At 71.9% G+C, this 23072-nt stretch carries 21 protein-coding genes and 1 riboswitch; of the genes, 7 read left to right on the top strand and 14 right to left on the bottom strand.

Going from position 1 to position 23072, the window contains the following annotated elements; translation table 11 throughout:
* Window positions 1-70 precede the first annotated feature (70 nt).
* The 3 genes from ppk2 to purN form a co-directional block, all read right to left on the bottom strand.
* Entirely contained in the window at window positions 71-976 is a 906-nt protein-coding gene (ppk2, locus tag ABD093_RS16370) for a polyphosphate kinase 2 (RefSeq protein ID WP_193116766.1), read from the bottom strand.
* 372 nt (window positions 977-1348) lie between these two features.
* The gene (gene purH, locus ABD093_RS16365; RefSeq protein ID WP_193116765.1) at window positions 1349-3022 is read right to left on the bottom strand and encodes a bifunctional phosphoribosylaminoimidazolecarboxamide formyltransferase/IMP cyclohydrolase; all 1674 of its coding nucleotides are present in this window, start codon (window positions 3020-3022) and stop codon (window positions 1349-1351) included.
* A 32-nt stretch (window positions 3023-3054) separates the two neighbouring features.
* Window positions 3055-3131, bottom strand: a riboswitch (ZMP/ZTP riboswitch).
* 123 nt (window positions 3132-3254) lie between these two features.
* Window positions 3255-3851 carry a phosphoribosylglycinamide formyltransferase gene (gene purN / locus ABD093_RS16360; protein ID WP_343925857.1) on the bottom strand — a complete coding sequence of 199 codons (597 nt, stop codon included), beginning with the start codon at window positions 3849-3851 and terminating at the stop codon, window positions 3255-3257.
* Between the two features lie 120 nt (window positions 3852-3971).
* Here purN and ABD093_RS16355 point away from each other — a divergent pair, with 120 nt between their 5' ends.
* Window positions 3972-4403: a hypothetical protein gene (locus ABD093_RS16355; protein WP_343925855.1), complete on the top strand. Its 432-nt coding sequence runs from the start codon at window positions 3972-3974 to the stop codon at window positions 4401-4403.
* On the opposite strand, the gene ABD093_RS16350 is transcribed toward ABD093_RS16355, so the two are convergent.
* Window positions 4381-6000: a cell division protein PerM gene (locus tag ABD093_RS16350; RefSeq protein WP_343925853.1), complete on the bottom strand. Its 1620-nt coding sequence runs from the start codon at window positions 5998-6000 to the stop codon at window positions 4381-4383. The genes ABD093_RS16355 and ABD093_RS16350 overlap by 23 nt on opposite strands.
* 170 nt (window positions 6001-6170) lie before the next feature.
* Between ABD093_RS16350 and ABD093_RS16345 the strand changes: the two genes are divergently transcribed.
* On the top strand, window positions 6171-7553 hold the full coding sequence (locus tag ABD093_RS16345; RefSeq protein WP_343925852.1) for an isochorismate synthase: 1383 nt from the start codon (window positions 6171-6173) through the stop codon (window positions 7551-7553).
* Between the two features lie 63 nt (window positions 7554-7616).
* Here the strand turns inward: ABD093_RS16345 and ABD093_RS16340 are convergent, their stop codons facing one another.
* From ABD093_RS16340 to ABD093_RS16330, 3 genes are all read right to left on the bottom strand, one after another.
* Complete coding sequence (locus ABD093_RS16340) at window positions 7617-9170, bottom strand: trypsin-like peptidase domain-containing protein (protein ID WP_343925851.1); 1554 nt, start codon at window positions 9168-9170, stop codon at window positions 7617-7619.
* Window positions 9158-11032, bottom strand: coding sequence for a 2-succinyl-5-enolpyruvyl-6-hydroxy-3-cyclohexene-1-carboxylic-acid synthase (menD, locus tag ABD093_RS16335; RefSeq protein ID WP_343925850.1), 1875 nt, complete (start codon window positions 11030-11032; stop codon window positions 9158-9160). Before menD ends, ABD093_RS16340 begins: the two co-directional genes overlap by 13 nt.
* 72 nt (window positions 11033-11104) lie before the next feature.
* Window positions 11105-12082, bottom strand: coding sequence for an o-succinylbenzoate synthase (locus ABD093_RS16330; RefSeq protein ID WP_193116758.1), 978 nt, complete (start codon window positions 12080-12082; stop codon window positions 11105-11107).
* Window positions 12083-12160: 78 nt separating this feature from the next.
* Between ABD093_RS16330 and ABD093_RS16325 the strand changes: the two genes are divergently transcribed.
* The 4 genes from ABD093_RS16325 (at window position 12161) to ABD093_RS16310 (ending at window position 16259) form a co-directional block, all read left to right on the top strand.
* Window positions 12161-12799: a GNAT family N-acetyltransferase gene (locus ABD093_RS16325; protein WP_193116757.1), complete on the top strand. Its 639-nt coding sequence runs from the start codon at window positions 12161-12163 to the stop codon at window positions 12797-12799.
* A 52-nt stretch (window positions 12800-12851) separates the two neighbouring features.
* Window positions 12852-13847, top strand: a complete 996-nt coding sequence (locus ABD093_RS16320; protein ID WP_193116756.1) for a 1,4-dihydroxy-2-naphthoyl-CoA synthase — start codon at window positions 12852-12854, stop codon at window positions 13845-13847.
* A 3-nt stretch (window positions 13848-13850) separates the two neighbouring features.
* On the top strand, window positions 13851-15227 hold the full coding sequence (locus tag ABD093_RS16315) for an AMP-binding protein (RefSeq protein WP_319021526.1): 1377 nt from the start codon (window positions 13851-13853) through the stop codon (window positions 15225-15227).
* A 129-nt stretch (window positions 15228-15356) separates the two neighbouring features.
* Entirely contained in the window at window positions 15357-16259 is a 903-nt protein-coding gene (locus tag ABD093_RS16310) for a 1,4-dihydroxy-2-naphthoate polyprenyltransferase (protein WP_193116755.1), read from the top strand.
* A gap of 4 nt (window positions 16260-16263) precedes the next feature.
* Here the strand turns inward: ABD093_RS16310 and ABD093_RS16305 are convergent, their stop codons facing one another.
* Window positions 16264-16665 (bottom strand): DUF4229 domain-containing protein, encoded by a 402-nt coding sequence (locus ABD093_RS16305; RefSeq protein WP_193116754.1) that lies wholly within the window; start codon window positions 16663-16665, stop codon window positions 16264-16266.
* Window positions 16666-16885: 220 nt separating this feature from the next.
* Here ABD093_RS16305 and ABD093_RS16300 point away from each other — a divergent pair, with 220 nt between their 5' ends.
* The gene (locus ABD093_RS16300) at window positions 16886-17227 is read left to right on the top strand and encodes a PLD nuclease N-terminal domain-containing protein (protein ID WP_193116753.1); all 342 of its coding nucleotides are present in this window, start codon (window positions 16886-16888) and stop codon (window positions 17225-17227) included.
* A gap of 94 nt (window positions 17228-17321) precedes the next feature.
* On the opposite strand, the gene ccsB is transcribed toward ABD093_RS16300, so the two are convergent.
* From ccsB to ABD093_RS16270, 6 genes are all read right to left on the bottom strand, one after another.
* Window positions 17322-18434, bottom strand: a complete 1113-nt coding sequence (gene ccsB, locus ABD093_RS16295) for a c-type cytochrome biogenesis protein CcsB (RefSeq protein WP_193116752.1) — start codon at window positions 18432-18434, stop codon at window positions 17322-17324.
* Entirely contained in the window at window positions 18431-20224 is a 1794-nt protein-coding gene (gene resB, locus ABD093_RS16290) for a cytochrome c biogenesis protein ResB (RefSeq protein ID WP_343925846.1), read from the bottom strand. Before resB ends, ccsB begins: the two co-directional genes overlap by 4 nt.
* A complete protein-coding gene (locus ABD093_RS16285) occupies window positions 20224-21042 on the bottom strand; it encodes a cytochrome c biogenesis CcdA family protein (protein WP_343925844.1) in 819 nt (272 codons plus the stop codon). The genes resB and ABD093_RS16285 overlap by 1 nt, the downstream gene beginning before the upstream one ends.
* Entirely contained in the window at window positions 21039-21635 is a 597-nt protein-coding gene (locus tag ABD093_RS16280) for a TlpA family protein disulfide reductase (protein WP_343925842.1), read from the bottom strand. The genes ABD093_RS16285 and ABD093_RS16280 overlap by 4 nt, the downstream gene beginning before the upstream one ends.
* The gene (locus ABD093_RS16275) at window positions 21632-22279 is read right to left on the bottom strand and encodes a histidine phosphatase family protein (RefSeq protein WP_193116749.1); all 648 of its coding nucleotides are present in this window, start codon (window positions 22277-22279) and stop codon (window positions 21632-21634) included. Before ABD093_RS16275 ends, ABD093_RS16280 begins: the two co-directional genes overlap by 4 nt.
* Window positions 22280-22381: 102 nt before the next feature.
* Window positions 22382-22954, bottom strand: a complete 573-nt coding sequence (locus ABD093_RS16270; protein WP_193116748.1) for a MarR family winged helix-turn-helix transcriptional regulator — start codon at window positions 22952-22954, stop codon at window positions 22382-22384.
* Window positions 22955-23072 lie beyond the last annotated feature (118 nt).

Here is a 23072-nt window from a genome sequence, read left to right as displayed (position 1 = left end):
TCGGCTCCGCTTGGCCCCGCTCGGCTCGGCTCCGCTCGGCTCCGCTTGGCTCGACTCGAGGAGCGTCAGCTCACTCGTCGGCCTCTTCCATCTTGCCGCGCATGACGAGCTTCGGATCGGGGACGCCGACGACCTCGTGGTCCTTGTCCTCGTACTCGAACTGGGAGAGGAAGTAGCGCATCGCGTTCAGCCGCGCCCGCTTCTTGTCGTTGGAGCGGATGATCGTCCACGGCGCGTACTTCTTGTCCGTGCGGCGGAACATCTCCTCCTTGGCCTGCGTGTACGACTCCCAGCGGTCGAGGGACTCGAGGTCCATCGGGGAGAGCTTCCAGCGGCGCACCGGGTCCAGCTGACGGATCGCGAAGCGGGTGCGCTGCTCCTTCTGGGACACGGAGAACCAGAACTTGGTGACGAAGATGCCGGAGTCCACGAGCATCCGCTCGAAGTAGGGCACCTGGTTCATGAACGTCTCGTACTCCTCCGGGGAGGCGAAGCCCATCACCCGCTCCACGCCGGCGCGGTTGTACCAGGACCGGTCGAACAGCACCATCTCGCCCTCGGTGGGCAGGTGCTGGATGTAGCGCTGGAAATACCACTGGCCGCGCTCGCGGTCGCTGGGCTTGTTCAGCGCGACCACACGAGCGGTGCGGGGGTTCAGATGCTCGGTGAAGCGCTTGATGGTGCCGCCCTTGCCGGCGGCATCGCGTCCCTCGAAGATGATGATCGACTTCTGGTCGTTGTCCTCGAGCCAGTACTGGTACTTCAGCAGCTCCACCTGGAGCTTGTACTTCTCGCGCTCGTACTCGTCGCGATCCATGCGCGTCTCGTACGGGTACCCCTCCTGCCAGGTGTACACGGGGTTGCCCTGAGGGTCGATCAGGTCCGGGTCCGGGGTATGCCCGTCCTTGACCGAGTAGCCCTCCTCGCGCAGATGCTCGATGTACTCGCGCAGGCTCTGGTTGTCGGGGATTCTCACGGCCACTCCTTCGGGCGTCACGCTGGTGTATGGCCCCAACTCTAGAGGGCCGGGGTGTCGAGCCGGTGAACGCCGGCCCGATGTGTCGTGCTGGAGATGCCTCTCGGCTGACGGGACGGCGACCGCTCGGCTGACGGTGCGGTGATCGCCCCGCGTCCGCAGAGGCAGCGGGGCGTTCGACCGAGGTCGGCACCTGCCGGGTGCCGTGGCGGGCCGCCCGTCGGGTCGCCTGAGTGCAGGAGACCCGACTGACGGCGATCAGACGGACGGTGATCCGTCGGCAGACGATCCGCCGGCCGAGCTTCCCGGGAGCCGCGGGGCGGCGGTCCAGGCCGCTCAGCGCTCAGAGCGCGACGTGGCGGGCCGGTGCGCTCAGTGCGCGAAGTGGCGGGTACCGGTGAGGTAGAGGGTCGCACCGGCGGCACGGCACGCCTCGATGACCTCCTCGTCGCGGATGGAGCCGCCGGGCTGCACGATCGCCCGCACGCCCGCGTCGAGCAGGATCTGCGCGCCGTCGGCGAAGGGGAAGAAGGCGTCCGACGCGGCGACCGCGCCGCGGGCGCGCTCCGGAGCGGCCTCGCCCTCGGCGTGCTCGCCCAGCGAGTTCGCGCGGGACACGGCCAGGCGGCAGGAGTCCAGGCGGTTGACCTGACCCATTCCGATGCCCACAGCGGCTCCGTCCCCGGCGAGCAGGATCGCGTTGGACTTCACCGCGCGCACGGAGCGCCAGGCGAAGGCGAGGTCCGCGAGGGTCGCCTCGTCGGCGGCGTCCCCGGCGGCAAGGGTCCAGTTCGCGGGGTCATCGCCCTCGGCGTCGACGGCGTCGGAGTCCTGGACGAGCATGCCGCCCCAGATCTCGCGCATCTCGACCTCGCGGGAGTACTCGCCCTCCAGGCGCAGGATCCGCAGGTTCTTCTTGGTGCGCAGCAGCTCGAGCGCCTCGTCCTCGTAGGCCGGGGCCAGGATGACCTCGGTGAAGATCGGCTTGACCTGCTGGGCCATGGCGAGCGTGACGGGACGGTTGGTGGCGATCACGCCGCCGTACGCGGACAGCGGGTCGGTGCCGTGGGCGCGCAGATGGGCGACGGCGATGTCCTCGCCCTCGCCCGCCACGGCGATGCCGCAGGGGTTGTTGTGCTTGACCACTGCGACGCAGGGTCGCTCATGGTCGAAGGCGGCGCGCACGGCGGCGTCGGCGTCCACGTAGTTGTTGTAGCTCATCGCCTTGCCGCCCAGCTGCTCGGCGCCGGCGATGCCGGGGACCTCGGGGTCGGTCACGGCCAGGCGGGCCCGCTGGTGGGGGTTCTCGCCGTAGCGCAGCGTGGCGGTGAAGCCGAGCTGAGCGGCGTCCTCGTCGCTGAGGTCGAGGATGCTCCGGGGGGCGTCCGCATCCAGCGCGTCGTCCTCCTGCGAGCTGTCGCCCGTCTCGTCGTCCCCCTCGACCTCGGGCAGCTGGTCCAGCATCCAGTCGCTGATCGCATCGTCGTACTCGGCGGTGCGGGTGAAGGCGATGGTGGCGAGCTCCTGGCGCTCGGCGAGGGTGAAGCCGCCTGCCTCCGCGGCCTCGGCGGCCGTCGGGTAGACCTCGGGATCCACGACCACGGCGACGGAGGCGAAGTTCTTCGCGGCGCCGCGCACCATGGAGGGTCCGCCGATGTCGATCTTCTCGATGATCTCGTCGAAGCTGCCGCCGGCGCCGACGGTCTCGCTGAACGGGTAGAGGTTCACCACGACCAGGTCGAAGGGCTCGATGCCGTGCTCGGCGAGCTGCGCACGGTGGCTGTCGAGGCGCTGATCGGCCAGCAGGCCGCCGTGCACACGGGGGTGGAGGGTCTTGACGCGGCCGTCGAGCATCTCGGGGAAGCCGGTCACCGACGCGACGTCGGTGACGTCGATGCCGGCGTCACGGATGGTCGAGCCGGTGGAACCGGTCGAGACGATCTCGACGCCGTTCTCGGAGAGGGTGCGGGCGAGATCGACGATCCCCGTCTTGTCGAAGACGGAGATGAGGGCGCGGCGGATCGGGCGGCGCTGGGTGGTGGTCACGAGGCGTGCTCCTGTTCGGATCGGGTCCTTGCGTCGAGCACCCAGGCGGTCGATGCTCGTGTTGTCACTCCCCGGTGGTCGCCCACCTTCGCCAGTCGTGTGGGGCCATTCTAGCCGGGAGCCCCTGACAGCGGGAGCCTGCTCCGCCCAGCGGTCCGCGGCAGTCCGCACGCGACCGCGCAACAGGGCGGCGGTCCGTGCCCGACCGAGCGCCCGCCCCGTCAGTTCACGCTTAGCTCGCGGTCGCGGAACCGTCCTGCCGGTCAGCGGTCAGCTCGCTGACCACCTCGACGAGCAGGGGCTGCTCGACGGCTTTGATCCGTTCGTGGAGATCATGCTCGGTGTCCTCGGCGCGGACCTCGACGGCGACCTGGGCGAGGATGCGCCCGGTGTCGACGCCGGCGTCGACCTCGATGACAGTCGCACCGGTGATCTTCACCCCGTGGGCGAGGGCGTCACGGACCCCGTGGGCACCGGGGAAGGAGGGCAGCAGGGCTGGATGCGTGTTGACGATGCGCCCGCCGAACGCCTCCAGCAAGGGCGGGCCCACGAGCTTCATGAACCCGGCGAGCACGACCAGCTGCGGCTCGAGACGGGCCACGGAGTCGGCGAGCGCCTGGTCCCAGGCGGCGCGGTCCGCGTGGTCTGCGAGGCGGATCACCTCGGTGGGGATCCCGGCGGCGCGGGCGTGCTCGAGGCCGGAGGCGTCACGGTCGGCGATCACCCCGACCACGACGAAGGGGCTCGAGGGCTCCTCGCTGCTGCGCAGAAGGGCGGCAAGGTTCGAGCCGGTACCGGAGATGAGGACGGCGATGGGGGTGGGGGTCACCGCCTCAGCGTAGTCGGAGCATCGCAGACCTCCAGAGTCACCAGGCATCCGGGGACACGGCGTCCAGGGATGCGACGTCCAGAGGCACGACGTCCAGGCGGACCAGGCACACTAGGAACGATGAGCAGCGAACACGACACCGAGGGGACCGGGGCGACAGCCTCCGGGACCGATGCAGCCTCCCGTCACCGACGACTGGTGCGCGCCCTGCTGCTGACGATGCTCGCCTCCTGGCTGCTGCTCCTGACCCCGCTGCCGTTCTCCCTGGCCGCCGGGATCGGCGCTCTCGTGGCCCTGGTGCTGCTGGTGCTGCTCGCGGTGCAGGCGTTCCGGCAGGGCCGCCCGGGCATGGCCGTGATCTCGCTGATCATCGGCGTGCCGGCCACCTTGATGATCACCGCGGGATCCTTCCTGAGCCTGCTGTTCTACGGCCCGATGGCGGAGATCGAGGAATGCCGCGCCACCGCGCTCACCGAGCAGGCACGTGTGCAGTGCGACGTGGAGGCCCAGGACTCGATGGCGAGCTGGATCAGCGACCTGATGGGCGGCTGACGCCGCCGTCGATCCCCGTCGTCCGGCTGTCGGGATCAAGACCGCCGTGGTCGCCCTCGGCAGCATGGTCGTCGCCAGCAGCGCGGTCGTCGTCAGCGTGGGCGTCCTCGTCACCGTCGCCGTCGCCGTCATCGCCAGCACGGTCGCCGTCAGCACGGTCGTCGTCGGCACGGTCATCGTCGGCACGGTCATCGTCGGCACGGTCATCGTCGGCACGGTCATCGTCGGAGGACACCTCATCGGCGGTGCCGTCGGCCCCCTCGTCCGCGCGCGCCCCTGACGCCTCTCCCCTGCCGGACCGACCCGAGAACTCTGCATCCTCCGAGCCCTCTGCGCTCTCAGCGCTCTCGACCCGGGCCCGCAGCGCGGCGGTCTGCGCGCGCACCCACGGCACCACCGGTGAGGCGAGCGCCACGAGCACCACGCCGGTGCTGACCACGACGACGCCCAGCAGCGGGAGGATGAGGGAACTCATCTGGGGACCGAGATGCACCAGACGGCCCTCCCCGATGCCACCGGTCGACAGCCCCGCGAGCAGCAGCACGCCGACCACCACCGCCACGGGATAGGCGATCCACGCCGTGATCCGGTCGCGCCGCTCCAGATCCTCGACGTCCCGGACAAGTCGCAGGGCGCCGACAACGACCGGGACGGCCGGCACCACCAGGAGCAGCCAGAGCCAGGCGGAGAAATCGCCGGGACCGGGGAACGCGCCCAGCAGCGGAAGCGCGGGCATCACTCCCGTCGCGGAGCCGTCGAGCGAGATCGAGGAGGAGGTCCCGACCCCGACCGTGCCGCCGAGGAGGACCACGAGCGCCCAGACCGCCAGCAGCGGCAGCAGCGCCAGCTGGACGAGCGTGAGGACGATCCCCCCGACGATCCCGGGATCGAGCGCGTCGAACAGGGAGGACTGCTCGGGCACGGAGACGACCATCATCACGACGCTCAGGAGCATGCCCACGCCCAGCAGGCCGACCAGCGCGAGGAGCACGGAGCGAGCGACGTCGCCGAACGGGGCGGGAAGCAGCTCGAGCACCCGCACCCCGGGAATGGTGGAGGTCGCCTCACGACGCAGGGACCACAGGATCCCCAGCACGCCGCCGAGCACCGCCACCATCGCCCCGGACACGATCGCCGAGGTCACCACGGGGCTGGAGTCGGTGCTGCGGCCGATCCCGGCGAGCACCGCCATACCGATCGCATAGACCCCGGCGTAGGCACCGAGCGCACTGCCGGCGTCCCGGAGCGCGCGCAGGCGCAGCACGCCGTCATCCCGCACGAGCTGCAGCGCTCGACCCACCCGGCGCATGCCCAGGATGGAGATGAGCAGCAGCAGCCCCAGCAGGCCGAACGGGGTGAGGGTGACGGCGCCGTCGATGACACCGGTGCTCAGCACGATGCCGCCGCCATGGCCGAGGACCAGGACGTTCAGGGCGATGATGATCGCATCCAGGGCGGTCGCGCTGGAACGCGTTCCGGCGACCTGAGCGGCCAGCGCGGGCACGACGACGAGGGCGATCACGGTGCCGAGCGAGAGCGCGGCGGCGATCATGCCGCGGACCAGAGGCGTCGCGATGCTGTCGCCGGTGCTGTTCACGAACTGCTCCTTGAGCGGGTCACGACGGGGAAGCGGGCCCAGGTTCCGGCCCGACGCCACCTCGGAGGGGGCGCCGGTCCATGGTCGCATTTCAGCGGCGCCCGATCATGCATCCCGGGACGGGACGCGGGTCACGGCGCGAGGCGCTCCGGTGTCGCATAATGACACGGATGTCCGATCCGATCCTGCCCCCTGAGACTGCCGAGCCCGCTGAGTCCGTCGAGACCCCTGGGTCCGGTGGAACGGCATCTGCCGTGCCGTCGCTGATCGTGCGCACCCTGCGCCTCGACGAGACCGTCGACCTCCTCGGCCATATCCCTCTGGCGGTGAGCGGTGCCTGGCTGCGCCACGGCCAGGGGATGGTCGCGCTCGGGACCGCCTGGAGCGTGCAGACCATCGGGCCCCATCGGTTCGCGGCGGCGAGCGCCGCCTTCCAGGCCGTGGCCGCGGCCGCGCGGGTGGACGACGAGGTGCGCACGCGCACCAGCGGTCTGATCGCGCTGGGCAGCTTCTCCTACGCCGACACCTCGCAGCGGAGCTCCCGCCTGATGGTGCCGAGCGCGCTGCTGGGCGTGCACGACGGCGAGTCGTTCCTGACGGTGGTGGGTGTGGACGAGGAGCCGGTGGTCCCGACGTCCTGGCGCGACCTGTTCCCGTCCACGCCCCTCCAGCCGTCCCCGTCGGACGAGCTGGAGGTCGAGGCGGACCACACGCCCGACGAGTACCAGGCCCTGGTCCAGGAGGCCGTGACGGAGATCCGCGCCGGTCGCGCCGAGAAGGTCGTCCTCTCCGAGCGCACCACGGTCACGGCCGAGCACCGCATCGAGCCGGCGGTGCTGCTGGCCAACCTCGCCCGTGACTACCCGAGCACCTGGGTCTACCACCTCGACGACGTGATCGGGGCGAGCCCCGAGATGCTCGCCCAGACCGAGACCGGGCGCGTCTTCTCCCGGGTGCTGGCCGGGACGCGGCCGGTCGCCGACGACGGCGAGCTCGACGAGGTGGATCGTCGCGCCTTCCGCTCCGACGCGAAGGAGCTCTCCGAGCACGCCTTCGCCGTGGATTCCGTCGTCGAGCGCCTCGCGGGGCTGGCCGAGGACATCGACGTCTCCCCCGAACCCTTCGTGCTGCGGCTGCCCGGGCTGGAGCACCTCGCCTCCGATGTCTCCGCGCGCCTGCGCTCCGGGACCACCAGTGTGGACGTCGCGTCCCGCCTGCATCCGTCGGCCGCCGTGTCGGGGACGCCGCGGGAGGCCGCCGACGAGATCATCGCCCGCCTCGAGCCGCATGACCGCGGCGGGTACGCCTCACCGGTGGGCTGGATGGATGCCGCCGGGGACGGACAGTGGGCGATCGCCCTGCGGATGGCGCACCTGAACGCCCAGAGGGTCGTCACGCTGCAGGCGGGCGGCGGCCTGGTCGCCGCCTCGGACCCGGTCTCCGAGCACGCCGAGGTGCTCGCGAAGTGCCGCCCGATGCTGCGTGCCCTGCGCGGCACGCCCACGGCGAGCGAGATCGAGGAGACCCCGCCCGAGCCTCTCCTCGGCGCCTGACCCCCGAGCCCGGCCCCCGGCCGCGGAGGACGATCCGGATCGGGCCGGGACGTCGGGCGGCGCTCAGGTGGGCTGACTGCCCAGGGTGATGTCGATGCTCTGCACCGACTGGTCCCGCACCACGGTGAGCGTGTGGTCGGACCCGACGGGGAGACCGCGCACCACGCCGGTCAGCGCGGCCGCGCTGCCCACGGGGGTGTCGTCGATCTTGGTGATCAGGTCGCCCTCCCGCAGCCCTGCCGCAGCGGCCGGGCTGTCGGGCTCGATGCCGACCACCTCGGCGCCGTGATAGGCGACGTCGCCGACGGGCTGTGACCCGTCCCTGCTGGTCACCCCGACGAACGCGTGCTCTGCTGTGCCGTCCTCCTGGAGCTGGTCCGCGATGAGCGTCGCGGTGTTCGACGGGATCGCGAAGCCGAGCCCGATGCTTCCCGCCTGCCCGGAGGCGCTCGGGATCCCCGCGATGGAGGAGTTGATCCCGATCACCTGCCCGGCGGCGTCCACGAGCGGGCCACCGGAGTTGCCGGGATTGATCGCGGCGTCGGTCTGGATCGCGGAGGTGTAGGTCGTGTCCGAGCCGCCCGGGTCCTCGCCGGTGGCTGTCACGGGCCGGTCCACCGCGGAGACGATCCCGGTGGTGACGGTGTTCTCGAGACCCAGCGGGGTGCCCAGCGCCATCACGGGCTGTCCCACGGCGATGGAGGAGGAATCGGCGAAGGTGGCCGGTTGCAGATCGTCGGGGGGAGAGTCCAGACGCAGCACGGCGAGATCCGTGGTCGGATCGGCGCCGACGACGGAGGCGGCATAGCTGAGTCCGTCGCTGGTGGTGACCTGGACGGTCTTCGCCCCGTCGATGACGTGGTTGTTGGTGAGGATCGTGCCCTTCTCGTCGAGGACGACCCCGGTGCCCAGGCTCGTCCCGGAGCCGGTGCTCACCTGGATCGCGACGGCGCTGGGAGCGACCTGGTCGGCGACCGTGGCCCAATCAGGATCATCCACCGTGGACACCGACGCCGGGTGCGCGGGCTCCTCGGGAGCGGCCTGCGCAGTGCTCGTGGCGGCGGGCTGGGGGGCCAGGAGCTGGTCATAGGCGACCACCCCGCCCAGGGTCAGACCACCGGAGACCAGCATGCCGAGGGCGACCAGACCCGTCACGCCGCCCCATCCCGGTCCGTGAGCCCGGGCCGGTGGCCCGGCGGCGCCCGGCGCCGACGGGGGCACCGACGTGCCCGCGGAGGGATCCTGTCCGTACGGAGCCGAGTAGGCGGAGGGCGCGGAGAAGGCCGACGACGAGGCAGACGGGACGGGCGAGGTGGAGGGCTCAGAGGACGGGTAGGCGGGGTAGGCCGGGTACGCCTGCGCGGTGCCGGCCGGGGCGCTGCTCGCCCCGGCCCAGCCGGCATCCCCCTGCCCCGCAGCGCCCCAGGGCCAGGCTGGCTGCTCGGGTTGGCCGTGCGGTGCCGACTGACCGTGCTGACTGTTCTGGCCGTCCTGCGGGACCTGGCCGTGCTGACCGGCCTGGCCGTGCTGGCTGTTCTGGCCGTGCTGACTGGGCTGGCCGTTCTGGCCGTTCTGACCGTTCCGGGACGGGTCGTACGCATCGTTCACGTCGTGCATGAGTCCACCTCCGCCTGCTGCTCCAGCGCCGCTGCGCTGATCTCCTGGTGAACAATGAACACCCGCAAGCCGGAGCCGCGCTGTGCGAGAGCTGTGCCCAGGCTGGCCCCGGTGACGGTCCGGGACGTCGCCCCCAGTGCCGTCGCCGCCGCGTCGAGGTCCGTGCCGTGAGGGGTGGTGAAGAAGCGTCGCAGCAGCTCAGGGGGCGCTGCGACGTGCTCGAGACCGGAGAAGATCCGACCACCGCCGTCGTCGACGATCACGATATCGAGATCGGGAACCTGCTCCAGCGGACCGATGACCAGTCCGGTGAGATCGTGCAGCGCGGTGAGGTCCCCCACCAGGAGCCGCACCCGTCCTGCTCCCGGCTCTGCTCCCTGCCCAGCTTCCCGACCGGTTTCCTGCTGAGCTCTCTGCTCGGCACTCTGCCCGGCTCCGCGGCCTGCCTCCTGGTGGGCCAGAGCGATCCCACCGGCGAGGGACGTGGTGCCGTCGATCCCGGCGAGTCCCCGGTTCGCGATCACCCGGCCCGCCGTCGGCCCCGCATGCTGTTCGAGGTCGCGCACGAGGCTCGAGGAGCCGAGCACCAGGAGGTCGTCCTCCCCCGTCGCCGCCCAGACGGCGAGCGCCGCCTCCTGCTGCCAGGTGGACGTCAGCTCAGCCGTCACCCGGGAGGCGGCCCTCTGCCAGGCCACCAGCTGCTGCCGGCGCCGCTCGAGCTCTGCCCCGTCGGCGTCGTCGTCTCCGTGCACGGCAGGCACCACGAGCCGTGCCCGGCGGGCCGCATCGGCGAAGTCCAGCTGCGGGTCCACGACCACCACGTCCACGTCCGGAGCTCCCAGCAGGCGCCCGATCACCGGCCGCGAGAGCGTCGGATGCCCCAGCACGATCGCGCGGTCCGGGCGCAGCGGATGCTGAGGATCCGCCATGACCTCCGCGAGGAGGGCCGGGTAGCCGGGGATGAGGGACGGGCCGGCATGCGCTCCGGAGCTCGGCTCGGCCAGCAGCGGCAGGGCATGGCGTTCGGCGAGCTCGCGGGCGGCCGCTCCTGCCCCGTCGCCCGCGACCACCACGGTGCGCGCGGAGATCGGGACGGGATGGGGCTGCGGCGGCAAGGGGCGCGACCGCCGGGTGAGCACGATCTGCGGGCGCTGCGCTGAGGACCTCTCCTGCCCTGCGGGCGCAGCCTGCACTGGCGGCGCGTCCGTGTCCGTGTCCATGCCCGGGTCCATGTCCGGGCGGGGCACGAGCGGGTCCCGGAAGGAGAGGTTCACGTGCACGGGGCCGGGGTGCTCGCCGGTCGCGGCGGCGACGGCCCGCGCCATCGTCGAGACCGCGGTGCGCAGCTCGGTGGCCGTGGCGGCCTCGGCGGTCGGGGCGGGGAGGTCGGCGTCCAGGCGCACGAGGGAGCGGAACATCCCCGCCTGCCGTGTGGTCTGGTTCGCGCCGACGTCCCGCAGCTCGGCCGGACGGTCCGCGGTGAGCACGATCAGCGGGATCCGCGAGTGGTGGGCCTCCATCACCGCGGCGTGCAGATGCGCGGTCGCCGTGCCGGAGGTCGTGACCACCACCGCAGGATGCTCGGGGTCGAACCGGGACAGGCCCAGCGCGGTGAAGGCGGCGGCGCGCTCGTCGATCCGCACGTGGGCACGGACCGCTCCCGCGAGCTGCGGGCCGGCGAGCCCGTAGACCAGCGGGGCGCTGCGGGACCCCGGCGCGAGCACCGCATCGGTGACCCCGAGCTCGGCGAGCGCGCTCCAGATCGCGATCGCCTGATCGACCGCCCCGGACCCGGTCGGAGCAGGAGCGGGGATCCCCCGGGAGATCCCGGAGGCGGGGGCGGCGGCTGCGATCTCAGGCATGCCGCCAGGGTAATGCGCCCGACGGGACCCGGCCTCCGCACCGGCCATCGCGGCTCGGGGCGACGAGTCAGCTCACAGGGCGTCGAGGCAGGCTGCCAGGCGCTCCTCCCAGCGAGCGGCGAGCTCTGCCGGCGCCGCATGGCGATCCATGAGCTCCTCCCGCGGCTCGGGCCGCGCCACCGGCAGGGTCCCGGTCCGGGGGTGCAGGGCATCGGCCACGAGATCCCCGGTGAGCAGCGACGCGGTTGCCATCCCGCAGGCGTAGGGCAGCTCCGGAAGGGCTGCGGCGAGCGCGAGGCCGGCGCTGAGGCCCACGCTGGACTCCAGGGCGGAGGACACCACCACGGGCAGGCCGGCCTGGTCGGCGAGGTCCAGGCACCTCTGCACACCGCCGAGGGGCTGCACCTTCATGACCAGGACGTCGGCCGCCTCGGCCCGGGCCACGCGCAGCGGGTCCTCGGCGCGGCGCACGGACTCGTCGGCCGCGATCGGGATGTCGACGGCACGGCGCAGGGCCGCGAGGTCCTCGATCGAGGCGCAGGGCTGCTCGGCGTACTCGAGGCCGCCGGCGGCGCGGTCCAGGAGCGGCAGGGCCTCCTTCGCCTGGTCGAGGGTCCAGGCCGCATTGGCGTCGATGCGGATCCGGCCGGTCGGGCCCAGCGCGTCGCGCACCGCCTCGACCCGATCCGTGTCCTCGGCGAGCGAGGAGGTGGGATCGGCGACCTTGATCTTGGCCGTGCGGGCACCGCCGACGGTCGCGATGCGATGGGCGAGCACGGCGGGCACCACCGGGATGGTGGCGTTGACGGCGATCTCCTCGCGGCGCGGGGCGGGGCGGGCCGCGGTCGCGTCGGCGAGCGCCGCCCGCAGCCACGCCGCGGACTCCGCGGCGTCGTAGTCCCAGAACGGGGAGAACTCCGCCCATCCGGCGGGGCCGTGCAGCAGCAGGCCGTCACGCTCGGTGATGCCGCGGAAACGGGTGGTCATGGGGATGGTCCACGCGAGCACGCGGTCGATGCCGCGCTCGCGCAGTGCGGAAGGGATGAGCATTCCCCGAGGCTAGCGGGCGGTGCCGTCGGAGGAAGAATTCTCGGGATGCCCTCGGCGGGCCTCGCTATCGTGACCGTGATGAGCACCCCATCCCACCTGCTGCGACCCGTTCGCCCGGACGACGGCCCGGCCGTACTGGCCGCCTTCGCCTCCTCCCCGGACATGGCCCGCCAGGGCGACGTCACCTCGCTCCCGCAGGCCCAGGAGATGATCGCCTGGCTCGACGCACCCTCCCGTCGGGGCGTCGCGATCGTGGCTGGGGAGCCCCGGGGGATGGACCGCGGCGAGCCGGCCGGGACCGTGCGTGCCGGGAGCGCAACGGTCGGCGGCGAGCTGGTCGACGATGAGCTGGTCGACGACGAGCTGATCGGTCTCATCGGCGTGAGCATCGAGGAGCCCCACCGATCGGGCTGGTTCTTCTACTGGCAGCACGCCGGCTCCCGCGGCCGGGGCCTGACCTCGCGGGCCGCGGCGACCGTCGCCAACCGTGCGCTGCGCCCCGTGGCCGACGGCGGCTGGGGGCTCGAGCGGCTCGAGCTCGGCCACCGGGTGAACAACCCGGCCTCCGGGGCCGTGGCCCGCGCCGCCGGCTTCGTGCAGGAGGGCATCGAGCGCCAGAAGTTCCTCCTCGACGGCGAGCGGCACGACGTGCTCATCTACGGCCGCCTGCGCAGCGATCCGGTGCCGGCGACCTCCGAGCTGCCGTGGAGTCGCTGACCTCACCCCATCGGAACCCTCCACCGCCGCGGCCCGGACTACCCTGAGCACCATGACGTCCGCTCCTGATCCGCTGCCCCACCAGGTCTCCGAGACCTTCGATCCGCGCCTGTGGCGCGAGGTCCCCGCCACCGAGCACGGCGGGGAGGCCTTCACCGACATCACCTACCACCGGGCCGTCGACCGCATCGAGTCCCCCGACGGCGAGCGGACAGGCCACGACCTGCCGACGGTGCGCATCGCCTTCGACCGCCCCGAGGTGCGCAACGCCTTCCGCCCGCACACGGTCGACGAGCTGTACCGCGCGCTGGACCATGCCCGCCTGGACACCGGCGTGGGCATCATCCTGCTCACCGGCAACGGCCCCTCCCCCAAGGACGGCGGCCGCTCCTTCTGCTCCGGCGGCGACCAGCGTATCCGGGGTCGCGCCGGCTACGAGTACTCCGAGCAGGAGGACCTCGGCGAGACCACCCAGGTGCGCAGCGGCTCCAGCGGCCGCCTGCACATCCTCGAGGTGCAGCGCCTGATCCGCACCATGGGCAAGGTCGTGATCGCCGTGGTGAACGGCTGGGCCGCCGGCGGCGGTCACTCCCTGCACGTGGTCGCGGACCTCTCGATCGCCTCGCGCGAGCATGCGCGGTTCAAGCAGACCGACGCGAACGTGGGCTCCTTCGACGGCGGCTACGGCTCGGCCTATCTCGCCAAGCAGGTCGGGCAGAAGCGGGCCCGGGAGATCTTCTTCCTCGCCGAGGAGTACTCGGCGCAGGATGCCTACGACTGGGGCGCGGTGAACCGCGTCGTGGACCACGCGGATCTCGAGACCGAGGCGCTCGCGATGGCCAGCACGATCGCCACCAAGTCGCCGCAGGCGATCCGCATGCTGAAGTTCGCCTTCAACCTGGCCGACGACGGGCTCATGGGCCAGCAGGTCTTCGCCGGGGAGGCGACCCGCCTGGCGTACATGACCGACGAGGCCGTCGAAGGTCGCGACGCCTTCCTCGGCAAGCGCGAGCCCGACTGGTCGCAGTTCCCCCACCCGCAGGGCTGAGCCGTGGCCCTCTCCTCCTCCGAGCAGCCGGATCTCGCAGCCCGGCCCTGGCTCGTGCCGCCTGCCCACGACTCCTCCGCCGCCTCGCTCGACGCGCACTCCCGAGCGATCGGGCAGCTGATGGCGGGCACCTCGCGGCTGTGGCTGGGGCCGTTCCCGGCGCCGTCCGCCCTGCCGGCCGGCTTCGAGGACACCGCCCTGGTGGTCCCCACCTCCGGGTCCACCGGCACGGCGAAGGCGGTCGCGCTGTCCCGCTCGGCCCTGCTCGCCTCCCAGGACGCGACCGCTGCGCTGTTCGCGGCCGACGGCACCGCCCCGGACACCCAGGGCCACGGCTTCTGGCTGCCCCTGCTGCCGCCCACCCACATCGCCGGCGTGCAGGTGATCGCCCGGGCGCATCGCACCGCCCAGGTGCTGGGCCTGGCCGCGCCGGCCCTCCCGGATCCGCTGCCGGACCTGCGCGGGCACTTCGACGCCGCGGCGTTCGTAGCGCTCGCCGAGCCCGCCCTCGCGCAGGCCGAGGACGCAGGGCTCCCGGCATTCACCTCCCTGGTGCCCACCCAGCTCACCCGCATCATCACCGGGACGACCGGGGCCGACGCCCGCGCCCGCGGGGTGCTCCGGCGCTTCGCCGCCGTGCTCGTGGGCGGGGCCGCAACGCGTCCCGAGGTGCTCGCGAAGGCCCGCGCCCAGCGCATCGCCGTGCGCACCACCTACGGCTCCTCGGAGACTGCCGGCGGCTGCGTGTACGACCGGACCGCGCTCCCCGGGGTGCAGCTGCACCTCGAGGCGCCCGACGCGTCCGGTGCCGGCCGCCTCGTGATCGCCTCGCCGACCCTCGCCCTGGGCTATCTCACGGCCCACGGCGGCACCGACACGACGCCGTTCACGTCGGCCTCCGCGCCGAGCACCGGGTCCAGCACCGAGACCAGCACCAGGTCCAGCACCGCAACGAGCGCCGCGTCGAGCACCACCCAGCGCACCTTCACCACGTCAGACCTCGCCGAGCTGGGCGTGGACTGGACGCTGAGCGTGCTGGGCCGGGCCGATGACGTCATCAACACCGGCGGTCGCAAGGTGCTCCCGCAGGACGTGGAACGAGCCATCGAGCGCTCCCTCATGCTGCAGGGCCTGATCCGCACGAGCGTGGTCGTCGGGGTCGAGGACCCGGAGTGGGGCCAGCGTGTCGACGCCCTCGTCACCCTCGAGCCGGGGACCGATCCTGCCGAGGCGTCGGCTCTGGTCCGGGCCGCGCTGCGCACCAGCGAGGTGCCCGCGCACATGATCCCCAAGCGGGTCCATGTGGTCGAGGAGCTCCCGCTGCTGGGGATCGGCAAGGTGGACCGGGCCGCAGCCCGCCGCCTCGCCGCCGCGGGCTGAGCCTCCTCCTCGAGGCAGGGTGTGCGGTCCGCCACGGGGTCGGAACGCCCTCGGGCCGGAACGCGCCAGGGCCACCGCGTATCCTCGATGAGGCCGTGATCCGTCGGCCACGACCTGTCGAGGAGCACCATGGCCAGCCTGTCGCAGTGGGTGCAGGGCGCCCGACCCCGCACCCTCCCCGCCGCCTTCGCCCCGGTCGCCGCCGGCACCGGCGTCGCGATCTGGCAGCTGGCCCAGCAGCCCGGGGGTGTGGACTGGGCACTGGTCGTCCCGCGAGCGCTGCTCGCCCTCGCCGTGGCCCTGTGTCTGCAGATCGGCGTGAACTACGCCAACGACTACTCCGACGGCATCCGCGGCACCGACGACGACCGGGTGGGCCCCTTCCGCCTCACCGGATCCCGCGCCGCCGCCCCGAAGACCGTCAAGGCCGCCGCGATCGGCGCCCTGGCGGCCGGAGCACTGTTCGGCATCGTCCTCATCGCCCTCGCCCAGATCTGGCTGACTCTCCTCGTCGGGGCGGCCGCCGTCGCCGCCGCCTGGTTCTACACCGGCGGGAAGAAGCCCTACGGGTACCTGGGCCTCGGCGAGCTGTTCGTGTTCGTCTTCTTCGGCCTGGTCGCCGTCAACCTCACCGCCTACGCGATCACGCCCCACCCCAACTGGGTCGCTCTGCTCGCCTCGATCGCGATCGGTCTGCTGGCCGTGGCGATCATGCTGACCAACAACCTGCGCGACATCCCCACCGACTCGATCGCCGGCAAGCACACCCTCGCGGTGCGGCTCGGCGATCGCAGGACCCGTGCCCTGTTCGCGGTGACGCAGCTGGCACCGTTCGTGCTCATGGTGCCGGTGATGGTGGTGCAGTGGCCGGTGGTCGTGGTGCTGCTCGCCCTGCCGCTGGCGATCTCCCCGCTGCGCATCGTGCTGCGCGGCGCGGGTGGGCGCGACCTGATCCCGGTCCTCGGCGCCTCCGGGCGGCTCGAGCTGGTGTTCTCGCTGCTGCTGCTGCTCGGCCTGTGCCTGTGCCTGTGAGGGCTCAGCGTCCGTCGGCCGACGGGCTCGCCGGATCCTCGGCCGGGAGCTCGGGCAGCTGACCGGGGCCGGCAGGTGACGCCGTGGTCGAGCCGGACTCCTCGGTGACGTCGGTGCCATGGGCGCCGTCCGCCGCGGCGGCCTCGGCATCCAGGAACGAGTCCTCCGCCTCGGCATCTTCATCGACGTCATCGGCGTGACGCTCACGGCGCCTGTCGTCGGCGGCCTTCCAGCGCATCGCGGCGGCATCGCGCACCCGGTTGAGGAAGAGGATCGAGATCAGCATCGCGATCAGAGCGGCGAGCACGCCGGCGAGCATCACCCCGACGTCGAACAGGGTGAGCACCCACCAGATCCCGGCCCACAGGACCAGTCGGATGACGGCGAACAAGACCATTTCTCGCATGCTCCCAGAGTAGTTCGCCCGCCTGGGTGCTCACCCGCCCGGCGGGCTGCGATCGGTCGCCCCTGCCCGGCGCCGCGGGCCCGCTCGTCGAGCACTGCGGGTCCGCTCGTCGAGCTCCGCGCTCCGCCTCGCGCCTCGAGGCGCCGCCCGCACGCTGTGCTCACCCCTCTGCTCGCCCCCTCTGCCGCTGGGGTTCAGGTGGGGTCACTACACTCCGAGCATGCTCCGCGGTCTTGTCGCAGTCCTCTCCATCGCCCTCACCGTCTTCGCGCTCGCCGATTGCGTGCAGACGGAGGACGACAAGATCCGAGGGATCCCCAAATGGGCGTGGATCGTGCTGATCGTGCTGCTGCCCTGGGTGGGACCGATCACCTGGCTGGTCGTCGGCAAGGACCGCACCGGCCCGGCCCCGAAGCGCCCGCAGCGGCGCGGGCCGTCCGCCCCGGACGAGGACCCCGACTTCCTGCGCAAGCTCGACGAGGACATCCGCCGGGAGCGCCGGGAGCGCGGCCAGAACGGCTCGGGCGAGGGCCCGGCCGACCCGGACACGCCTCGCAGCTGAGCTCGCACGCCAGATCCTGTACGACGCACGCGGCCCCGTATGGACTTGAGTCCACACGGGGCCGCGTGCTGTTGGTGGGTGCTGCCTGCGCTGCTCAGAGACCCGAGTACGAGTGCAGGCCGTTGATGATCGTGTTGACGATCGTGTAGTTGAAGACCACGGCCAGGAAGCCCACGAGGGCGAGGCCGGCCGCACGGCTGCCGCGGAAGCCCCCGGTGGCGCGTGCGTGCAGGTAGGCCGCGTAGACCACCCAGATGATGAAGGTCCAGACCTCCTTGGGGTCCCAGCCCCAGTAGCGGCCCCAGGCATCGCGGCCCCAGATCGCCCCGAAGATCAGGGTGAAGGTCCAGCCCACGAAGGCCACCGAGTGGATCCGGAAGCTCAGCGCCTCCAGCACCGTGGAGCTGGGCAGCCGGTCCAGCACGTGGCCGAAACGACCCCAGTGCTCGGGGAACTGGTCGTCATCGGACACCCGCTCGACCAGTGCGCGCTCGTGGCGGGCCTGCAGCAGCTGCAGGGAGGCGACGACGGCGCCGAGGATCGACAGGGCCGTGGACATGATCGCGACGGAGATGTGGATGTAGAGCCAGTGGGAGTTCTGCAGGCTCGGGGTCAGCTCCGCGGCCGGCACGATCCACAGCGTCTGGGCCAGCAGCAGCACCAGCAGCACCGGCCCGATCACGAAGGTGCCCAGGATCCGCAGCTCGGCGCGCTTGATCGAGAAGATCAGGAAGGCCACCATCACCACGGCGGTGCTCGTCGTCGCGAACTCGTACATGTTCGTCCAGGGCACCCGCTGGGTGGCCGCCGCGCGCGTGGCCACGCCGAAGATGTGCAGGACCGTGGCCGCGACGGCGAGGATGAAGGCGAAGGTCTGCGCCGTCATCGAGCTCGAGCTCGCGGCAGATGACCGTGCGCCGGTCGCTCCGGCGTCCTCACCCGCACCCGCCGGGGCCGCTCCCGCGGCCGCGGCCGGGGAGTCGGTGCCTGCGGGCCCGGCCGTACCGGTCGCACCGGCCGCGCCGGCCGTCACGGACTGCTTCGCGCGGGCTGCCTCGTGCGCCTCGCGGGCGGCCAGTCGTTCGTCGCTGCGCTTCTGCGAGGTGGAGGCGAGATCGGCCGAGAAGCCGATCAGCGCGAGCACGTACAGCACGATCGTTACCACGATGGCGAGATTCGAGATCTCCGCCAGCTGCTGGTCAATCACTGTGCACTTCCTTCGTGGTGGTCATCGGTGGTGTCGTCGATCTGAACAGGGTCCGCGGGCGATGGTCCGGCGGGCCCGCCCGTCCCATCCTGCGCCTCGGAGAGCTTCGTGGCGAGTGCCCGCACGTCATCGGGCAGCGCCGGGTCGTCGCTCCGGGAGAGACCGGCGACCTCGAGCACGACGGTGCCGTCGGGCCCGGACCGGTCCCCGACCCGCACCCACAGGCGCCGGCGGGGCACGAACAGCGACAGGATCAAGCCGCCCACAGCGGTCAGGGCGCTCACGAGCACCCAGCGCTCGAAGGGGTCATGGGCGACATCGAACGCGGCGTAGCGCTTGACGCCGTCGAAGCTGATCGTGGTGCCGTCCGGGAGCTCGAAGATCTGACCGGGGGCGAGGCTGATCAGCACGGGCGTGCCGTCGTCCCCGGTGACCGGCGTCAGCGTGGAGACGTCGACCTCGTAGGCGTTCTGCGGGATGCCGGAGTCGAGGCCGAGATCGCCCTTGTGAACGGTGAGCGCGAGCTGGGGATCCGCGAGATCGGGGTAGATCGAGTGCGGGCCCTCCTCGTCGATGACGCCGGTGGGCAGGAAGAAGCCGACGACGGCGAGCTGGTCGGGTCGGGCGTCGGGCGCCTTGATCACGAGCTGGGAGGTGTATCCGACGTCGCCCATCGGCACGGTGATGACCGGGCCCTGGGCCACGACGTTGCCCTCCGGGTCCGTCACGGTGACGTCGGGCGCGTAGCCGTTGCCGAGCAGGTACATGGAGGTGCCGTCGACGTGCAGGGGCTTGTTGACCTGCAGCGTGCGCTGCTCCTGTTTCTCGCCCGGCGTCGTCACGTCGATGTCGGCCTCGAAGGACAGGGGCTGGCCCACCCGGCTCTCGTCGGCGCCCTCGAGCACGTACTCCGCCCGGAACTCGTCCAGCGTGAACTGGAAGGGGGAGAGCTCGGAGGTGTCGAACCAGGCCCCGGACTCGAAGGAGTCGTACTGGGTCAGCGAGTTGGTGAAGCCCTGACCCTCGATCACGGTGATCTGGCCGCGATAGCTCGTCAGCTGCCCGCCGGCGACGCAGATCAGCACCCCCACCAGAGCGATGTGGAACAGGAGGTTACCGCTCTCGCGCAGCAGCCCGCGCTCGGCGCTGACGGATCGTGATCCCGTCTCCTCGCGGACATCGGTGCGATAGCGCGAGCGCCGCAGCGACCGGCGCGCGGTCTCCAGCAGGGCGTCGGCGTCGGCTCCCGGGAGCTCGACGCGGGTGTAGCCGGTGAAGCGGGTCAGGCGCGACGGGGTGCGCGGGGGCTTCGCGCGCACCTGACGCAGGTGCACGCCCACCCGCGGGATGATGCAGCCGATCAGGGAGATGAACAGCAGCAGGTAGATGGCCGAGAACCACGGCGAGGAGAAGACCTCGAAGAAACCCAGCGTGTCCAGGAGCTTCCCCCAGCGGCCGTTCTCCTCGAGGAACTGGTCGGTCAGCGCGGGGTTCACGCTGCGCTGCGGGTACAGCGAGCCGGGCACGGCGGCGATCGCGAGCAGCATCAGCAGGATCAGTGCGGTCTGCATGCTGGTCAGCTGGCGCCACAGGAACAGGAGCGTTCCGCGCAGTCCGAGCGCCGGGGCGTTCACCCCCCGCGGTGGGCGCCGGGGACCGTCCTTGTCGCGCTTGCTGCTCCAGGTGTCGACGCTCGCGGAGTGCGGCGCGCTGTCGGAGTTCGGTGTCCTGCTCAGAGTCTCGTCCGTCCCATCGGAGGGGTGCGTGCGGTCTGCGTCGTCGGGGGCCATCACACGACCGTCTCGTAGGTCGCGATGAGGCCCTGCAGCTGGCTCATCCAGGTCGACCAGACGCCGGTCATGAGCAGCACACCGATCGCGATGAGCAGGGCGCCCGAGAGCAGCCCGATCGTGCGGCGGTGGGCCGAGAGCTTCTTGGACAACCCCAGGGCACGGTCGAAGAGGAGGGCGAACAGCACGAACGGGATGCCCAGGCCGAGCGAGTACGCGAGGGCCAGGATACCGCCGCGCAGCGCGGCGCCGGAGCCGCCGCCATCGAGCGACAGGGCCACGATCGCGGCGTAGGTGGGGCCGATGCAGGGCGTCCAGCTGAGCCCGAAGATCAGGCCCATCAGCGGCGCGCCGAGCAGTCCGGCGTCGGGGCGCTTGCTGGTCACGGGCCGATTGGACCCCAGGCCCGGGAAGACGCCCATGAAGACCAGGCCCATCAGCAGCACGATCGCACCGGCCACCCGGTTGATCCAGACGGCGTACTCCTGCAGAAGGAAGCCCAGGGCTCCGGCGAAGCCGCCGAGCACCATGAACACCACGGCGAAGCCGGCCACGAAGAGCAGGCTCCCGGCGAGCATCCGGCCCATTCCGGGCCGCTTGGCGCTGGGCCGCCGGCCCGCCGTGGCTCCGACGCCGGCGGTCACGGCGCTCTGGCCGGCCAGCCCGGAGACGTATCCGAGGTAGCCGGGGACCACCGGGAGCACGCACGGGGACAGGAAGGCCACGAGGCCCGCTGCCGCGGCGACGGCGACGGCGAGCAGGAGGGATCCGGACAGCGCTGTCGCCTGGAACGCGGCGCCCATGTCGGCAGTGATCATTCGGCCAGCACCCTGTCGATCATGGCGCGCAGGGTCGAGGGGTCGGCGCCGCCGGAGATGCGGGCGGCGACACGGCCCTCGCGGTCCAGCACGAGCGTGGAGGGCACGGCGTTCGGGGCGACCTGCCCGCGCAGCGCGTACATGATCTGTGCATCGGGGTCCGGCAGCGAGGGGTAGGTGATCCCGTAGTTCTCCTCGAAGGCCTTCGCGGGGCCTGCGGAGTCGCGCACGTTGACGCCGACGAACGAGACGCCCTGATCGGCGTAGTCCTCATGGATGGCCTGCAGGTCCGGGGCCTCCTTCCGGCACGGCGGGCAGGAGGCGTACCAGACGTTGACCACGAGCAGCTCGCCGCGCAGGTCCACGGAGGAGAAGTCCTCGTCCTCGAAGGTGGTGCCGGCGATCTCGAGCGGGTCGGTGCGCTCCGCGGCCGGGATCTCGGTGGTCACGCCGTCGCCGGAGACGTATCCGGAGTCGTAGCGGGAGCTGGTGTCGGAGCCGCAGGCGGCCAGGAGAAGCGCTGCCGGCAGTGTTCCGCCCAGGCCGAGCAGGCGACGGCGGGAGAGCCGCGCCGGGGTGTTCCTCGCGTTCACGTCAGCCTGCCTCCGGTGGCATCGACCGCCCCGGCGTAGAGCTCGGCCGCCGGTTCGGCGTAGCCGACGTCAGCCAGGTGGGGGCCGACGAAACGCAGGCTGGTCACCGAGCACAGCCCGCACTGCCGGCGACGGGGGTCATGGAACAGGGGCTTGCCCTCGGCGCTGCGGCGGGTCACCCAGATCGGCAGCTGGTGGAGCACCAGCACGGCCTCGTGGCCCTCGGCCGCGGCGCGCGCATCGTGCACGGCGGCGATCACGCGGGCCACCTGCTCGCGGTAGGGCTCCCCCCACGAGGGGCGCAGCGGATTGCGGAACCAGCGCCAGTTGCGCGGATCGCTGAGCTTCGCCTCGCCGTGCCCCATCCGGTGGCCCTCGAAGTGGTTCCCGGACTCGATGATCCGCGGGTCCGAGGTGACCTCGAGGCCGTGGGCGGCGGCGATGGGCGCCGCGGTCTGCTGCGCGCGCAGGAGGGGCGAGGAGCGCACCAGGGCGATGTCGGAGTCCGCCAGGTGGTCGGCGACCCGGCCGGCCATCTGCACTCCACGATCGCTCAGCCGGTAACCGGGCATGCGGCCGTACAGGATGCGATCGGGGTTGTGCACCTCGCCGTGGCGGACGAGGTGGACGGTGGTGGTGCTCACGAGTGCGCGGTCCTCCCTCAGGAGATCAGCAGGCTCGGCGGCGCCGAGGGGTTCTGCAGCCGATGGGGTCAGCCGCCACACGGTACCAACCCAACCTCCGGATCAGCTCTGAGGATCGGCCTCGACGTGAGGTGCCGGACTCCCCAGGCCGATCGGAGCGTCCTCGGGCACCGCGCGGCCCAGGATCCGACCCAGCTCGAGGAAGTCGTCATGGCCGACGACATCCAGCAGCAGCTCCCTCACCGAGCGCACATGCGTGGGGGCGGCCCGCTCCAGGAGCTCCCGGCCGGCGGCGGTCAGCTGCGCCTGCCGTCCGCGTCCGTCGCTCGAGCAGCGCACCCGCTCCACGATCCCGCGCTTCTCCATCCGGGAGATGGTGTGCGTCAGGCGCGACCGGGAGTGGACCACCCGATCCGCGAGCTCCGACATGCGCAGGAACTGGTCCGATGCCTCGGACAGGCGCACGAGGATCTCGTACTCCCCCAGCGTCAGGTCGATCTCCGCATCCGCCTGCAGCGCGTCGGAGAGCCGGTCGTTCAGCAGCGTGCTCGCGTAGAGGAAGCTGCGCCACGCCTTCTGCTCCGGCTGGCTCAGCCAGAGCCCCTCGGGCGTCGACACGGGGTTCTCCGTGGTCGCGTCGCCCTCACCGTCATCACTTGACTGTATGTCCTGCATCACTGTCTCCTTGGTCCTGAGCGGAAGTCCCTTGCATCGCTCTCGAGTATAGTTTATGTTTCAAGCAACAGCGTGGTGATCGACCGTCGATCACAGTCGCACCAGTCGACCTCAAGGA

Origin of the sequence: Brachybacterium tyrofermentans (assembly GCF_039526165.1) — a bacterium.
GTDB lineage: Bacteria > Actinomycetota > Actinomycetes > Actinomycetales > Dermabacteraceae > Brachybacterium > Brachybacterium tyrofermentans.
This window is presented reverse-complemented; position numbering and strand designations above follow the sequence as displayed.